The organism is Hallella absiana, from assembly GCF_025457485.1.
GTDB lineage: Bacteria > Bacteroidota > Bacteroidia > Bacteroidales > Bacteroidaceae > Prevotella > Prevotella absiana.
Genome location: NZ_JAMXSP010000020.1, coordinates 39587 through 54289, shown reverse-complemented (window position 1 = coordinate 54289; position 14703 = coordinate 39587). Strand labels below are relative to the sequence as shown.

The window sequence follows — 14703 nt, the reverse complement described above, 5'->3', positions numbered from 1 at the left end:
ATGTCCACTATAAAGATTTAGACGAATGGGCTGGCTTCAATTTATACGGAAACCCAACTCAGGAGAGGAAAGACCTTACCCGAAAAATTGGATAGAATTATGAGCACAGACTTGACACCCTAATTTGAGAATGAGAGAAATCTTTTGCCGACAGGAATAAAAAAGAATTATCAGTCGGAAGCAGCGAGCTGCCTATATTCTCCAATTCTTATCAATTCACCATGATGCGCGGGATATTCTATAATTCTCAAATTCCTATCAATTCATCATGACGCACGATATTCTATAATTCTCAAATTCTTGATAAAAACAGCGAGATGTAAGGCTTCACCTCTGTTTGCCGAATCGTTACCTCTCACTGCCAACATTCGATCTTTATTCGATTGTTTATCCAGCATATCACTCCCCTCTCCTTCGGAGAGGGGTTTAGGGGGTGAGGCTGTTGGGACTCCTTACAGTTTATTCCCTTCCTTGGGGAACACCACGACGGGCTGATAGTGCTTGGCTTCCTCGAAGTCCATGATGGCGTAGGCGATGATGATCACCGTGTCGCCCACCTGCACCTTGCGCGCCGCAGCACCGTTGAGGCAGATGCAACCCGAGCCGCGCTCGCCTTTTATAATATAGGTCTCGAAGCGCTCGCCATTGTTGTTGTCGACGATCTGCACCTTCTCGCCGGCAATGAGGTTGGCGGCGTCCATGAGATCCTCGTCAATGGTGATGCTGCCCATATACTGGAGGTTGGCATCAGTGACGGTCACACAGTGCAACTTGCTTTTTAATACTTCTATCTGCATGGGGTATGATATTGAGCTGTTTGCTGAATGATTGATGAGTCGCTATTACTTCGTCTCGGGGTCCTTGTATTTGATGTGGTCGATCAGGCGGATCGGCGTGTGTCCGCAGTAGACGGTGATGCAGCCCACCACATAGTCGCTGTCGTCCCAGTTGTTGACGTCGAGCAGCGTGTTGCCGTCCACAATCTCGAAATACTCCACGTCGAGGCCGTCGATGGCGTTGATGTCAGCCACCACCTTGTCGTGTGTCTCCTTCACGGTGTGATCCTTGGCATAGTCGACGCTGGCTTTCAGCGCCTTGTAGATGTTGGGTGCGATGGCGCGCTCCTCTGGCGTGAGCAGTGTGTTGCGGGAGCTCTTGGCCAGTCCGTCCTCGTCGCGCACGATGGGGCACTCTACGATGTGCACAAGCTTGTCGTATCCGATATAGTTGACCAGTCGCTTCACCACAGCGATCTGCTGCCAGTCCTTCTCGCCGAAGTAGGCACGGTTGGGCTTGACGATATAGAAGAGACGGCTCACCACCTGGCAGACGCCATTGAAGTGACCAGGACGCTTGGCTCCCTCCATGACCGTTGACTGCGGCGGGAATTCAAAGTGGCGGGTATCGGGAGTGGGATACATCTCCTCCACCGAGGGAGCGAAGACATACTGCGCCCCGCAGGCCTCGCAGAGCTTGCAGTCGGCTTCGAGCGTACGGGGATAGCGCTCGAGGTCGCCCTTGTCGTTGAACTGTGTAGGATTGAGGAAGATAGACACCACGGTAGCGCCGTTTTCCTTCACGCTACGCTTGATGAGAGAGGCGTGCCCCTCGTGTAATGCACCCATAGTAGGAACGAGACCAATTTCCTTTCCTTCCTTGCGCACAAGGAAGAGCTCGTTCTGAAGATCTACAATCTTTTTGAATACTTTCATTGCCTGTTTTTCTAACAGAGTGCAAAGTAACAACTTTTTTGCGTAACTGGCAAGAAATCACCGCTTTATTTTCCTTGCGAGGCATGGTAAACGTTAAATAGCTATAAAAGACCGCCGCCACTTATCTACGATAAGCCTTGTGTGCCAGTTTTTTCGTAACTTTGCAAGGTTATTTAGTCCGTGGAGGCTCAGTCAAGAGGTGCTGATGCTGCGCCCGCCTTGCGGAAAAACCCGTTTAATTAATCAATTCAATGTACGCAATCGTAGACATTAACGGTCAGCAGTTCAAAGCCGAAGAGGGCAAGAAGCTCTTCGTCCATCACATCAAGGACGCCGAGGAAGGCAAGACTGTTGAGTTTGACAAGGTGCTGCTCGTCGACAAGGACGGCGCAGTGACTGTCGGTGCCCCTACCGTAGAGGGCGCAAAAGTAGTAGTAGAAGTGGTGAACCCGCTTGTCAAGGGTGACAAGGTCATCGTGTTCAAGATGAAGCGCCGCAAGGACTGCCGTCGCAAGAACGGCCACCGCGCTCAGTTCACCGAGGTATCAATTAAACAAGTAATCGCTTAACAAGCAGGAGGTATTCATTATGGCACACAAGAAAGGTGTAGGTAGTTCCAAGAACGGACGTGAATCAGCTTCAAAGCGTTTAGGCGTTAAGATTTGGGGTGGACAGAGCATCATCGCCGGCAACATCATCGTTCGCCAGCGTGGCAACAAGCACTTCCCAGGTGAGAATGTAGCTCAGGGCAAGGACGACACGCTCTATGCTCTCAAGGACGGTGTGGTGTATTTCCACAAGGGCGCTCGCGACAAGAGCACCGTGTCTGTGCTCTCACCCGAAGCTTACGCAGCTAAAACGAAAAAGGCTGAAGCATAAACATTAACAAAAAAGACTTATTCCAAACAAACATAGAAGCCTGCTCCACCACGGAGCAGGCTTTCTACGTTTTATAGATCTGATGAACACCGCACTCTGGCAACGGAATACTTCGGGAGCAGTATATATTTCCATCGAAAAGATTCCAGGAGCAGCATAGCGATTAGACTGTTTGTTCACGGGCTTTCAATGCTCAAAATGCTATAGCCGAATGTACTCAAGAGAGGGCTCTGTACAAAGGGACGCATCCGGAAAATGCAGAGAAGCGGCATGCCGGGGCGGAAATATACCTGACGAGCATATATCTAAAACAGAGACGGGCCGGGATTGTCCATTGCCGTATAGACGTTGTATCGGCCTTTCTTTATCTTCATGACACCTTTGCTGGACAGTGAGTTTAAGAATCTTTTCACCTTGTCGTCGGACCAGTCCAACTTGAGATACGACGCGACCTCCTGGGGTCTTAGCTCATGTGTCTTCAACAAATCGATGACAGCGTTTGTGATCTTCTCTATATTCGACACAGCCTCTGATCTTGGTATTTCGTCTCCCTGGCTGTTGACCGGCTTAGCTCCGGCCTCAATCAGCTCTCGGTTGGCATTCTTTTCTTTTTCCTCCGGCACTCTGACATATATGGATATGTCGTCGCCGTTTTTCCTCTGTCGGTTGATGCCTTCGATAGCTCCGCTCCATGTTCCTCCCTTACTGTCGGACTCAGCCACAAAAATCTTGCTTGCCAGCGCATACACAATAGCATTTCTCGCCATGGCCAGTCCTACGCTCCATCCTGCCGTTGGCATAAAATAGCTCATGATCAGCACATGGCCGTCGATAATGTGTTTGTAGAGTTGCTTGTATCCACTCGTGAACGTGGTGATCCCTTGTGGCAAGACGGCAATGCTATAGCCATTGGCGGCTAAGGAGGCATCGAGCGCCTGGCGGTCTACGCCCTTGGCAAAACCGCTGACAATCACGTTTCCGGCAGAGGCTTCCCTGGCAGCGACGGTAGTGGTAAACGCTAAAGCCTGTGGTCCGGCTTTTCGTGAGCCGACGACAGCCACGCCCTGCTTTTGCAACAGAGATTTGTCGCCTTTGGTGTAGATGACCAAGGGTGAGTTGTATTTGAGATTCTTCTTGAGAGCAGGCGGATATTCCTCGTCACGTACTGTGATGATGTCGTAGCCCTGGTCCAGAAGGTTTTCCGCCATGAACGAGTAGTTGGGGACCAACGGCATACATGTCTTCAGCTTCGCGATATGATCTTTCGTCACATGGTATTCTTTTTCCTTCAGCTCGTCACTGGCGTTGAAGAAATCCGAGAGCTGCCTGTCATGTTTGAAACATTGCACGACAATCTCCATCTTATCCTTAGTGCGCATGCCTTCAAGATGAGCGAGGGCCATCCAGTAACTCAGTTCTGACTTTTCCATTGTTATGATTGTGTTTTTGACGAGTTTTTCAAATTCTGTCTCCTCCAACAGTTTTCGCTATGACAAGCGGCGCTACTTCCTTTGCGCCGTTCTTCATGAGCAGCGTTGCTATTGCTTTTATTGTTGCTCCGCTGTCGTAGATGTCATCGATCAGCAAAATGGATTTTCCTTCTACGCTTCCTATAATGGAGAAAGCGTCTTTCACGTTTTCTTTTTTCCCATAGGTGTTTTCAAAAATCTTTTGCGGGTCGGTCTTGCGCGTCTTTATCAGCATCTCGGAAACCGGAGTGCTGATCGCATTGCCTATTTTGCGGGCAAAGTTCCTGACGAGATTTCCGGATTCTGTCGGCGGAACGTAGAGGATAATGTCAAATTTGCTTTTGTCCTTAAACTGATGGTAATAGGCTTTTAGCGTCAGCCTTACCAGGAAATCGGGGAAGTCTCCGCCATTCTCGTATTTGCAATGGTGTATGGCTGCGCCTACATTCGTGGCTCCGTAGTAAGAGGCCGCAATGCCTTCCGCAATATTTCTCTGGGCCTTCAATATTGGGAACATGTTGTCCTTAAACGCTCTGGCCTCGTTTAAGCCGTCCTCAGTCATGCTGATTTCTTTTTTTTGCAATCCGCTGTTGTCGCATGTCATAGAGAAGTCAGCATTTGTTTCGTCACCAAGATATTGACAGAGATATTTCATTCGCGGCATCGTGGTGAAGACATAGTCGATCATCTTTTGCAGATCTTTTCTTTTGGCCTTGTTGAGAGCCTCAAATGTGGACATGTCAAATGTTGGGGCATCCATGCAGTATTCAAAGGTCTTGGTTTTGCCTAAGGCGATTTCTCTGATGATGCCCATGTCCTTCAGGTCCTCTTTGATAGTGCGTATGACGTTCAGTCTCAGGTTTGTGGCAAGAGCGATGCCTTTTTCTCCTAAGGGTTCATTTCTGACGGCGTCAATGACTTGCCGGTATTTGGTTTCCGATGGCCGTGCGCCTTCAATGAAAGATATAGGGAGGCGTAGGTCCTCGTAGATGCCGTCCTTGTTTTTCCTTTCGTTGAAAAACAGGATGAGGTAGGCTGTTTGTCCGTCACGCCCTGCGCGTCCTATCTCCTGATAGTAATGGATAGGCGATGCCGGCATTTGCAGATGAATGATAAAGCGGATATCGGGTTTGTCAATACCCATTCCCAAGGCATTTGTAGAGACCACGCACTTCCATCGGTTCTCTTTTAATCCCTTTTCTATCTCCTTTCTGCTGTCGGTATCCAGGCTCGCGTTGTATTCGACAGCGGATATGTCGTTGTGTGTAAGCCATCGGGCATACAGTTCTGTCTGTGTCCTGGTGCCGGCATAAACGATTCCTGTCCCCGGCATGTCGGCAAGGTGCTGTTTGAGCCACACCATTTTCTCTTCCTCGGAAGTTGTTCTGATGACGAAGAGACGGAAGTTTTTGCGCATCAGTTCTCCCCTGACAACAGTCAGCCTGCCGCCGAGCTGCTCTTCTATGTCTTGCTGTACGCGCGGTGTGGCCGTGGCCGTGACGGCGAGCACCGGCATGTCTGTCGGGAGGTAAGCGTTGACAATGTTTCTGATGCGGCGGTAGTCAGGCCGGAAGTCATGTCCCCACTGCGAGATACAGTGGGCCTCGTCCACCACGATCATGGAGATCTTCATGGTTTGCAACGCCGTTTGCCACTCCTGATTGCCTTGCCGCTCCGGCGCTATGAACAAGATCTTTATCTTTCCATGAATGGCGTCTGCCAGTGTCTGGCTGTTGGTCTCCGGTTCCTCACCGGAGTTGATGCACCCTGCGCTGACGCCCCGTTTGTTGAGATTCGTGACTTGATCACGCATCAAAGCGATGAGTGGAGAAAAGACGATGGTGACACCGTCGAAGAGAATGGCAGGGAACTGGAAACACAGGGATTTTCCAAATCCTGTCTTTTCTATCATCAAGATTCTTTGGCCGTGGAGCAATGCGTCGATGACTTTCCATTGCTCGTCATAGAAGTGCGCTATTCCGAATCTCTCTGATAGTATTGCTTCTGCTTCTGGTCTTGATAATTCTTTCATCTCTTTTGTTTTGAAGTGTTGCAAAATTAAGAAAAAACGGGGAGATAACCAAAAGATAGCTTTGAAATAAGCAGAAACTCACATGTCTATATCTCTGTGATCTGGTGTGGCGGCAACGGAATGGTGGCGGCGGCTGGATTTTCTTTTTTCGCTTCTTGACTGTGTCTTCTGAAGAGGAAAAGACACGTGCTTTTGTCAAACCTGCTACAAACCCGTGAAGATGGCGTGAAGAAGCAGTATGAAAGGGGAGAGCTGTTGTCTTGGAATCTCTTTTTTCCTTAACTTTGTAAGTGAACAAAGTCTCTATAATATAATAAGGAGAAAAGCGTATGAAAAGAATGATGATGACAGTCATGGCGGCTGTAGCTTGCCTGACGATGAGTGCAGAGAAGAACATAGTGTTGCCCGCTATGGGATGTGACGAGCAAGTGGTCGTGAAGATGTTGGGAACACCCGACGAGACAAATGCCGACGGCGACGAGGCTGTGTATCATGGTCTCATGTTCCGTGGCACACGTTGGGACCGTGTTGTTGTCAGGTACGAGCAGACTGGCAAACAGAAAATGATGAAGGGCATGACGCTGAGCGAGTCTTGCCGCAATGCGCAGGAAGCCTTTGATCTTAATGCCGGCTTGCAACAGCAACTGCGCCGCGACTATGGCTGGCTCGACCACAACGCCGACGACAACAGTTGGATGACCTGGCAAGGCGGCGAGGTTCAGGAAGGAAGCAATCACTATGCCTTCACGCTGAGCACAAAAAAAGAAGGCAAGACCAACATTGTCAGCCTTGCCTTGTATTGAATCATTATTTTTACTTGATATTGTCGTAAGCGTTGATGGCCTCGGTGAAGCGCTGTGCCACATCGTCAAACGAGTACAGACCGTCGGCGTTGGCCGTGAGTCCGCGTAGTTTGAGCGGATAGACCATTGGCGGATTGTTCAGGTCGAGCATCGTCAGACCGCGCAGCTGTGCGGTAGACTGGTAGACGAGGTTAACGGCTACGAACTGCTTGCCACTCTTGTCGGTCCATTTCTCAAAGACCACCTTCGAGCCGATAGGAGTCTTCTTCTCGATGGAGTTGGGCAGCGAATAGTCTTCCACGCCCAATGCGGCGTCGACGCTGGCAATGTTGCTGTCGTGACCGCAGAGGAAGGTGAACTTACGGTTCTTGGCGTGAAGCTCGTCGCTGATATACATCAGCAGTGGATGAGCCACATTGACCGCCACGATGGGAGCCGTGAAGAGCACGTCGCCATAGACATCCTTGATCTGCGCGATTTTCTCCCAGTCTTGGGCAGTGATGTCGTGTCCGAAGGCTGCCTTGCGGGCGTCCGGCTCCTCGTAGTATTGCAGGATAAACGCGTCGGAGGCAGAGTTGGCGAGTTTGAGTGAGCCTTTCATCTGCGGCTCGTCGCCTAAGCGGAAGATGATCTGCGTGTCGTCGTCCTTGAAGCCACAGGTCTCACCGCTCTTGCAGGCTGGCGAGTCCTTGAGGTCGAGGACCTTGGCGGTGACGGCATAGTTGTCCTTCAGCTTCTCACCGATACCTTTCAGCCCTTTCTTGCCGCCCATAGCCGCGATCTGCTTCATGGCCTCGGCCTGGAAAGCATCACTGACCTTGGTGAGCTTGGGACAGAAGACCGGGTCCATCGTGCTTGCCGAGAAGCGGTGGTTCACATGAATGTTGGCCAAGGGCATGAAACCGGAGGAGAAGTATTGTGCCGTGGCGATGGTGCGCTGCATGCTGTTGGCATAGAAGTTCACATCGTCGGCCGACGGTGTGGCGTTCTCCTTGAAGAGTCCTTCACTGACGAGCCATTTGCGGAAATACTGTCCCATCATCGTCTCCAGCACGCCGCCACGCAGTGTCAGTTCGCTGGCGGCAGAGGACCACTGTGTCCACTGATGAGGTGTGAGACGGCCCAGTGCGCTGCCATTGGTCGAGAGCGGTGAGCGGATGCTGTGGCGGCTCAGCACGACGACCTCGGTGAGCCGGTATTGCTGTCGGAAAGCCTCGCTGCGCTGTAGCTGAGCCCATGCCCACGAGGGACAGAGCATGAGGAGCAGCAGAAAGGCGGAAAATATCTTTCTCATAGTAGAATGAAGTTTTAGTCTGCATGATCCATGTCCTTTCACATGAATCATGCAGATAGGTTTGATTAGAACTTGATCTGCAGACGGGTCTCCAGTGCCGTGAAGTGGTCATCGTCGTATCCGGCGCGGTTGCTGACCTTGGTATAGGAGCCTCTGACACGCCAGATCATGTACTTGTTGATGTAATAGTTCATCGTAGCGGAGAAGTCGTTGCTGCGTCCACCGCGGATGCCTGCGTCGGGATCCGACATGTCGAGATAGTCGTAGGCCAGCACCAGCTCAAGGTTGCCGCGTGCGGGAGTGTCGATGCCGCCGTCCCAATAGTTGTATTTGTATTGGCGTCCGAGGATGAGACCGCGCAGGGCTGCGTAGCCGCCGGTGGCTTGGAAGCTGTGATTGCCGTTGTCGCGGGTGACCGAGTTGTAGAAGTACTGTGCCTCCAAGCCCAGTCGGTTGTAGGCAGCGCAGACTTCGGGCGTGAACTTATACATGGCTTTGGCGTGGTCGACAGTAGCCTGCATCGAGGTGACCTGCGCGATACGTGTGGGCCATGTGGTGGAGAGAACGAACGACTTATGGTTGAGTTCGTCGTTGCTGTTGTAGCGCGGACTCTCATAAGCACCGGAAACGCCCACGTGGAAGATACGGCCCGGCTCGGTGAGCGGACGGTAGAGGGCGCGTGCCATGACGCCGATGCCCTGGTTGCCAGTCTTGTCGCTCGACATCTTCATGGCGTCAGTCTCAGAGAAGAAGCTGGTGGTGACGAGATAGCGGAGATCGGAGTGCTCGAACATCACGCCGAGCAGACGAGAGTTGTTTAGTGCTTGGTTGCTGCGAGGTTCCTCCATGGAAATCTTGAAAGAAGAGCTTGTTGCGCTCTGTAAACCGTACTGGTGAACGAAGTAACCGGCGCGGATGAGGCTTTTCTTGCCTAAGGAGTGCTCAATGAAGACATCTTTCATGCCCACCTTGCCGTAGGCGTAGCCGATGTCGACCTTAGCGGTCCAGTCCTCATAGGTAGCCTTGAATCCCACACGCATGTCGGGGATGCCCATACCGTCGTTGAGTTTGTTGTTGATCTCGTCGCTGGCGTCAAAGAGTCCGGCGTCCAGAAGAACACGGCCCGAAGGCTTGACGACGAGTTTGCTTTCTGTCTTTTCCTGGGCCTGCAGCGTCGTGGCGGCGAGCAGTGCAAGTCCGAAGAGTATTGTCTTTTTCATGGTGTTTACTGTATATAGGATAATTTGCAGTTGTCCGAAATGTTGTTTATTTTGCAGTCTCTTCTGCCTTGCGCTCTACTTTGGCTACTTTTCCCTCCTTGACGAGTTTGGCAAACTCCTTCTTAGCCTTGCCGAGCTGCTTCATGAAGTTGTCGTTGGCGTGCAGACGGGCCACGACGGCACTGGCTACGAGGCGTGCGGCGTCTACGTCGCTCTGGAAGTGATAGCCACAGATCACGCGGCTCTGTCCCATCTCATAGCCGCGCTTGAGGATAGAGTCCTGACGGTCGGGGTTCACCTCTGCGAGAACGAGGGCAGTGGCCCAGCCGATGGAGGTGTGCCCAGAGGGGTAGCTGCCGTTGGTGGAGAGCTCTTTCTGCTGTTCGGGATTGCAGGTCATCTCGTGATAATAGGCGAAAGGACGCACACGCATATAGTGGTTCTTGGCAGCGCGTGTGGCGAGGTCGCCGGCATCCTCACGCATGTTGATGACGAGCTTATAGATTTCCGGTGTCTCTTCTTTGCTGATGCGCACACCGAAAGCGTCGGAGAAGGCGTTGGGCACACCATCGCCGTTGACACGTGCGTCGGCAGCAGCCTGGTCACCACGTGGCGTGTCGCGCTGGAGCTTGCCCCACTGATACTGTGCCTCGTCGTTGAGCCACAGGATGGAACCCTGCTGGGGAGGAGGCGGCAACAGCGAGAGACTGTTGGCAACTTCGTCGGCACGCAGGAAATAGAGGTCGGGGTTGGTGCGGACATCCTTGATCTTGGACTGACCGAAAGAAGAAACGGCGATGAGTGTCAGCATGAAACTGACAACAAGTGACTTGACGTTGTTCATGATCTGTAATATGTTTAAGTTTTGAAAATGTTGATTTCCGGTTTTTGCGATTACGCTGCAAAGTTATGATGAAAGGCGGAATAAAAAAAGTTGCATTTAATGTATTGTGCAATATCATCAAATGCAACTTTTTACAAAGTGCTGTTGTTAAGCGTGTTAAGGCAAAACAGTGGAAAGCAAAATAGTTTTCTACCATCAGCGTTCAATGCTCTTGGATGCACAAACAAAGGTAGTAATAGCAAGGAAGTAAGCTACGGAATAGTCCTTCGTTAACCTGCATCGTTCATGAACGCTTATATGAAATGATAATCGCTGAGTTGTTACCATGGAAGACTGGATGCAAAAAAAATCGCAAACATGCGAATATTCTCAATAAACTTTATTATCTTTGCAAGTGTGGGAATATCTATATTATGAATATAGATTTTAAAGACAAGGCTCTGGAAGAACTCTACATAAGCGGACGGACAAAGGATCATAAGTACAGTAAGCTGGCACCAGACGTAATTAAGAGATATGCGAAGGTAGTCAACTTTTTAAGATCTGCAAGAAGGTTAGAGGATCTGTTCCTAATAAAGTCTCTCCATTACGAAAAGAAAGAAGGAGACCTCAACGGCGTGGACGCTGTTTGGATAACGTCACAGTACAGGCTCCTCTTCTATAGCTCTCCAGATGAAAACGGAATAATCGTAAACGCATTAATTTTTGAAATATCCAAGCACTATGAATAATAAAGATTTAACTCCATTCGTAGCCACCCATCCCGGAGAAATGATTAGGGATGAACTTAAGGAGCGTGGCATGACGCAAAAACGGCTTGCAGAAGAGATGAGCGTCAAGCCATCTGTGCTGAGCGAAACCATTAACGGCAAGCGACCCGTATCAAAGAATGTTGCCATCGCATTGGAAAAAGCACTTGGTATACCTGCTGAGATTTGGATGAATTTACAGAGTCAATACGAACTTGACAAAGCAAGAATTTCCGAGCGCGACTGTAGCCATGAGACTTTCTCTGTTACAATTCCTACGAAGGACAAAAGTCTCTTTCAGGACTTGGTTCGTAAATTCGGATGGGCATGCCTGTAAAAGATAAAAAGACATAGTAACAGCTTAAACATAGTAACAGAGTGCTTTTTATGTTCACTCTGTTACTATGTCTTTTTTTGTTTATTCTGTTACTATGTCTTTTTTTTGTTTATTCTGTTACTATGTCTTTTTTGTTTATTCTGTTACTATGTCTTTTTTTGTTTATTCTGTTACTATGTCTTTTTTTGTTTATTCTGTTACTCTGTCTTCTTTCACCCTGTTACTCTATCTTACTCCGTCAGCCTGAGAATATAGTCAGCGATGCTTGACGGATGCCGCTCGGCGTACTGGCGGATGTCCTCCTCAGCAGGCACGAGCTTACCTTTGACGAGTCGGCTGATGACGGGGTTGAGATTACTGGCCACGTTGAGCATACCCGGCAGGAGCAGACGCTTGACATTCGGGTCGGCCAACAGCAGGGCAAGCACACGGGCAGGCTGGTTCTCTCCGGTGCTCCACTGGAGGATGGAGCCCGTCAGCCGCGGATCAGTGCGGAAAAGCGCGTCGTAGAAGCGGTCGATTGCCGACTTGATGGCATGAACCATGTCGTGGGTGTCGTCGCCACGGCGCTCCTCGCCGGTATATCGTGCGATAAGATGGCGCAGCTGCTGCAAGGCAAAGAGCTCGTGGTAGCGGTCGTCGAGGTGTTGGAGCCGTCGCAAGATGGCGATGCGGTCGGCACTTCCTAAGGTGGGAAGCATGTCGGTCCACTGGTGGGAGAGCGTGTCGGTCACCTTGTCCTGCTGTTCCAGTGCGGCGATGTCCCGGAGCCGCTGCTCGACGAAGCGTTGCAGACGGTCCTGCACTTCTTTGGACATCAGCCTTTCCATGCGCTGGCGGATGATGATAAGCGCCGGTGCCATGTCGTCAATCGTCTTGATGGCGAGTCCCTTGCGGTAGCTGTCGATGAGCGCGGGCAAGTCGTCGCTGATGCCTTCCACGGGCAGCGTGCCGGAGAGCTGGTCCATGTCTTTGTTCAGTTCCTGGCAGATGGCACTGATCTGCCGGAGCCACGAGGCATTTCTCGTCGCCTGCTCGCCCAACTGCTCGGGCTGTCCCTCGGTCAGCGCGTGCTGGCTGTCGTCGATGAGCTTATGGGCATCGAAAAGCTCTGTCTGCTTGATGTCGTCGATCTGCCGCAATACGAGGCGCACGAAATAGAGCGCCACGTGGCTGTTGAGGCGCATGATACGCTCCGAGACAGCCGCGAAATGTTGGTTCGAGACCTTCCATGAGCGTTTCTTACGGGTGCCGAGGCGGTGGATTTCCGCTTCTATTTTCTTCAGTTCACGGACTTCCTCATCGCTGAGAATATCGTGATATTTCTCCACGGCTTCCAGCCGTCGCATGAGATCACGCTGCCGTGCTTTCAGTTCCAGACGGTAGGACCGGCGCAGGCGCAGCAGGAAGAGATAGACGAGCAGCAAGGCACCCAGCACGATCACGGTAGCTTCAAGGAGACTGCGGCGTGTGACTATACTCGTCTCCATGGCGATCCATTCAGCCTGCCCTTCGTTTCCGGCCTTGAAACAGAGCACGCCGAGGTCGCTGCCTAAGTAGAGCCGGCCGTTGCTGACCAGAGACGCTTGTGGGTGGAACTTGATGTCGCGGAAATAGATACCCACTTTGTGTAGTCTCAGTCCTTCTACCTTGAGCCTCATGACGCCACGCTCCAGGAGAGCGTAGACGACGCTGTCGTTGGCAGGCAACAGAGCGGCTGTTCCCTCCACCCTGATCGTGTCGGGTCCGCCTTGCAGGTAGATACCGTCGTTGGTGGCCAGTAGTGTGGCAGGAGGGTAAGAGTTGATGATAGCGGTCAGCCGTGGATTGGAACTCTGGTGGGCGAAGACAGGCTGCGGTCCGTCGCCCCGGTCGGTCCACAGTCCGTCGTTGAGCGTGGCGATCATCATGCGCTGATTGTCGGGAGCCGTGTAGAACGAGGTGACATATTTGTCGCGGAACGAAGCCACACTATGCGCCTGGCGGCCGTCGAGCGGCAGTTTCATCATGCCGTCCTGCACACCTATATATAATATAGGAGTCTTTGTGGGCAGCAGTCCCATGGCGGTCACCTTTTTCTTTGTGGAGAAGATCTCATGGGGCACGTGAGAGAGATAGTTGCCCCAAAGGTGGTTGCCGAGGGTGAGACGGAATATCTGTTGCTGATTTTTGAGGTAATAGAGTGTGCCGTTGTCGGCGGTGCAGTCGATGATGGCGTCGGCGTGGATGAAGTCGAAGATCTTTCCTGCTTGCCTGCTGCCGTCGGGAAACGCGAAGACATTGCCGTGGTCATCGACAAAGCAGAGCCGGCCCTCGTCCTGGCAGGCGGCGACGAGAGGATAGGGAGCCGAGCTGGAGAGATGACGGGGCAACTGCCACACGGCGTGGTCGGTGACGAGCCATACGAAGTCGTCGCCAACGGACTGAGCGACCACGTGCGAGGACTTCATGGGCACCGGCCGTCGCAGCTGCAAGTGGGAGAAGTGGCGGAGGTCGTCGGTGAGTATCGCGTGTGTGCGGCTGATGAAGCAGTAGGTCTTGCCCGTACGGAAAAAGCTCGTAGCCACGTCGGGCAGGGTGTAAGTCTTCTCTTTGCCGTTCGGCTCACGCTCGTAGTATTGGTCACCGATGAGGTAGCAGAGGCGTTTGCCCTGACGTTCCACCCATGTCACCTTGCTTCCGGCATGGATCACCTGCGCCTTGCCGGAGTGAGCGTCTACGAGCGCCAGTCCGCTGTCGGTGGCGAGCGCCAGTCGTCGGGTGTCAAGGTTGGCGATGAGCGGTGTGGCGAATGACGCGCTGTTGTTGCGGTCGCGTGGGTAGACCTTTTCCAGTTGGTGATGTGCGGCATTCAGCACGAAGAGGCCCTGACTGGTGGCCGCATAGAGCCGTCCGGCTTTCCACCGGATGTCGTAGACCGAGTAGTGGAGGCCTTTGATGGCGATGGAATAGTGAGCGACGGGGCTGAACGCGCTGCCGTCGAACCGGTATTGCGCCAGTCCGCCGTTGCGGTGCCCGATCCAATACGTGCTGTCGTGTCTGACAACACAGTAGATGCGGTCGGAACCGAGCTTATAGTGCTTCCGGCCCCGTGCTGTCATGCTCCACAGATCACCGTATTCTCCGCCGATCCAGTGCACGCTGTCGCCCTCAGCCGAGAGCGAGGCGAGGGGCTCGTCGAAGTAGGTCTCTATCTCGTCCCAGCCCGATTTCTCTTTCTCTTTGGTGCAGCCGGTGAGGAGCACGGCGCTGAGGACGACGATGAGAGTCAAGGCCCATAGACGTGACTGTCGTGACGAACCGGCGGGAGAAGGCTCCCGGTGGTACAGGCGGTCGATATGTTGTGACTTAGAGGTCATCATCC

Annotated in this window: 13 protein-coding genes; 5 read left to right on the top strand and 8 right to left on the bottom strand. The window is 52.1% G+C overall.

What is annotated here, in order from left to right; translation table 11 throughout:
- Positions 1-452 precede the first annotated feature (452 nt).
- Positions 453-797, bottom strand: a complete 345-nt coding sequence (gene panD / locus NG346_RS10415) for an aspartate 1-decarboxylase (RefSeq protein WP_262279129.1) — start codon at positions 795-797, stop codon at positions 453-455.
- A gap of 45 nt (positions 798-842) precedes the next feature.
- A complete protein-coding gene (gene panC, locus NG346_RS10410; protein ID WP_154535071.1) occupies positions 843-1712 on the bottom strand; it encodes a pantoate--beta-alanine ligase in 870 nt (289 codons plus the stop codon).
- Between the two features lie 251 nt (positions 1713-1963).
- Here panC and rplU point away from each other — a divergent pair, with 251 nt between their 5' ends.
- Complete coding sequence (gene rplU / locus NG346_RS10405) at positions 1964-2281, top strand: 50S ribosomal protein L21 (RefSeq protein ID WP_154535072.1); 318 nt, start codon at positions 1964-1966, stop codon at positions 2279-2281.
- A 19-nt stretch (positions 2282-2300) separates the two neighbouring features.
- Positions 2301-2591, top strand: coding sequence for a 50S ribosomal protein L27 (gene rpmA / locus NG346_RS10400; RefSeq protein WP_154535073.1), 291 nt, complete (start codon positions 2301-2303; stop codon positions 2589-2591).
- Between the two features lie 305 nt (positions 2592-2896).
- On the opposite strand, the gene NG346_RS10395 is transcribed toward rpmA, so the two are convergent.
- Complete coding sequence (locus tag NG346_RS10395; RefSeq protein WP_262279130.1) at positions 2897-4021, bottom strand: DNA-processing protein DprA; 1125 nt, start codon at positions 4019-4021, stop codon at positions 2897-2899.
- Positions 4022-4049: 28 nt separating this feature from the next.
- Positions 4050-6092, bottom strand: coding sequence for a RecQ family ATP-dependent DNA helicase (locus NG346_RS10390; RefSeq protein ID WP_262288699.1), 2043 nt, complete (start codon positions 6090-6092; stop codon positions 4050-4052).
- Positions 6093-6421: 329 nt separating this feature from the next.
- Here NG346_RS10390 and NG346_RS10385 point away from each other — a divergent pair, with 329 nt between their 5' ends.
- Positions 6422-6895 (top strand): hypothetical protein, encoded by a 474-nt coding sequence (locus tag NG346_RS10385; RefSeq protein ID WP_262288698.1) that lies wholly within the window; start codon positions 6422-6424, stop codon positions 6893-6895.
- Between the two features lie 10 nt (positions 6896-6905).
- Here the strand turns inward: NG346_RS10385 and NG346_RS10380 are convergent, their stop codons facing one another.
- The 3 genes from NG346_RS10380 to NG346_RS10370 all read right to left on the bottom strand — a co-directional run bounded on the left by NG346_RS10380 (position 6906) and on the right by NG346_RS10370 (position 10220).
- A complete protein-coding gene (locus NG346_RS10380) occupies positions 6906-8189 on the bottom strand; it encodes a histidine-type phosphatase (RefSeq protein ID WP_262288697.1) in 1284 nt (427 codons plus the stop codon).
- A 65-nt stretch (positions 8190-8254) separates the two neighbouring features.
- A complete protein-coding gene (locus NG346_RS10375) occupies positions 8255-9409 on the bottom strand; it encodes an OprO/OprP family phosphate-selective porin (RefSeq protein WP_262288696.1) in 1155 nt (384 codons plus the stop codon).
- A 46-nt stretch (positions 9410-9455) separates the two neighbouring features.
- Positions 9456-10220, bottom strand: coding sequence for a phosphatase PAP2 family protein (locus tag NG346_RS10370; RefSeq protein WP_396266813.1), 765 nt, complete (start codon positions 10218-10220; stop codon positions 9456-9458).
- A gap of 446 nt (positions 10221-10666) precedes the next feature.
- On the opposite strand from NG346_RS10370, the gene NG346_RS10365 reads away from it, so the two are divergent.
- Together NG346_RS10365 and NG346_RS10360 are read left to right on the top strand one after the other, a co-directional pair.
- Positions 10667-10984 carry a type II toxin-antitoxin system RelE/ParE family toxin gene (locus tag NG346_RS10365; protein WP_262279136.1) on the top strand — a complete coding sequence of 106 codons (318 nt, stop codon included), beginning with the start codon at positions 10667-10669 and terminating at the stop codon, positions 10982-10984.
- Positions 10977-11339, top strand: coding sequence for a HigA family addiction module antitoxin (locus tag NG346_RS10360; protein WP_262279137.1), 363 nt, complete (start codon positions 10977-10979; stop codon positions 11337-11339). Before NG346_RS10365 ends, NG346_RS10360 begins: the two co-directional genes overlap by 8 nt.
- Before the next feature lie 230 nt (positions 11340-11569).
- Here the strand turns inward: NG346_RS10360 and NG346_RS10355 are convergent, their stop codons facing one another.
- Positions 11570-14701: a hypothetical protein gene (locus tag NG346_RS10355; protein ID WP_262288694.1), complete on the bottom strand. Its 3132-nt coding sequence runs from the start codon at positions 14699-14701 to the stop codon at positions 11570-11572.
- Positions 14702-14703 lie beyond the last annotated feature (2 nt).

What these genes read in the sequence shown, in the direction of transcription:
- panD (WP_262279129.1), bottom strand. Translation starts at nt 797, where the DNA reads ATGCAGATAGAAGTATTAAAAAGCAAGTTGCACTGTGTGACCGTCACT.
- NG346_RS10390 (WP_262288699.1), bottom strand. Translation starts at nt 6,092, where the DNA reads ATGAAAGAATTATCAAGACCAGAAGCAGAAGCAATACTATCAGAGAGA.
- NG346_RS10355 (WP_262288694.1), bottom strand. Translation starts at nt 14,701, where the DNA reads ATGATGACCTCTAAGTCACAACATATCGACCGCCTGTACCACCGGGAG.
- rpmA (WP_154535073.1), top strand. Translation starts at nt 2,301, where the DNA reads ATGGCACACAAGAAAGGTGTAGGTAGTTCCAAGAACGGACGTGAATCA.
- NG346_RS10395 (WP_262279130.1), bottom strand. Translation starts at nt 4,021, where the DNA reads ATGGAAAAGTCAGAACTGAGTTACTGGATGGCCCTCGCTCATCTTGAA.
- NG346_RS10380 (WP_262288697.1), bottom strand. Translation starts at nt 8,189, where the DNA reads ATGAGAAAGATATTTTCCGCCTTTCTGCTGCTCCTCATGCTCTGTCCC.
- panC (WP_154535071.1), bottom strand. Translation starts at nt 1,712, where the DNA reads ATGAAAGTATTCAAAAAGATTGTAGATCTTCAGAACGAGCTCTTCCTT.
- NG346_RS10375 (WP_262288696.1), bottom strand. Translation starts at nt 9,409, where the DNA reads ATGAAAAAGACAATACTCTTCGGACTTGCACTGCTCGCCGCCACGACG.
- NG346_RS10365 (WP_262279136.1), top strand. Translation starts at nt 10,667, where the DNA reads ATGAATATAGATTTTAAAGACAAGGCTCTGGAAGAACTCTACATAAGC.
- NG346_RS10370 (WP_396266813.1), bottom strand. Translation starts at nt 10,220, where the DNA reads ATGCTGACACTCATCGCCGTTTCTTCTTTCGGTCAGTCCAAGATCAAG.
- rplU (WP_154535072.1), top strand. Translation starts at nt 1,964, where the DNA reads ATGTACGCAATCGTAGACATTAACGGTCAGCAGTTCAAAGCCGAAGAG.
- NG346_RS10360 (WP_262279137.1), top strand. Translation starts at nt 10,977, where the DNA reads ATGAATAATAAAGATTTAACTCCATTCGTAGCCACCCATCCCGGAGAA.
- NG346_RS10385 (WP_262288698.1), top strand. Translation starts at nt 6,422, where the DNA reads ATGAAAAGAATGATGATGACAGTCATGGCGGCTGTAGCTTGCCTGACG.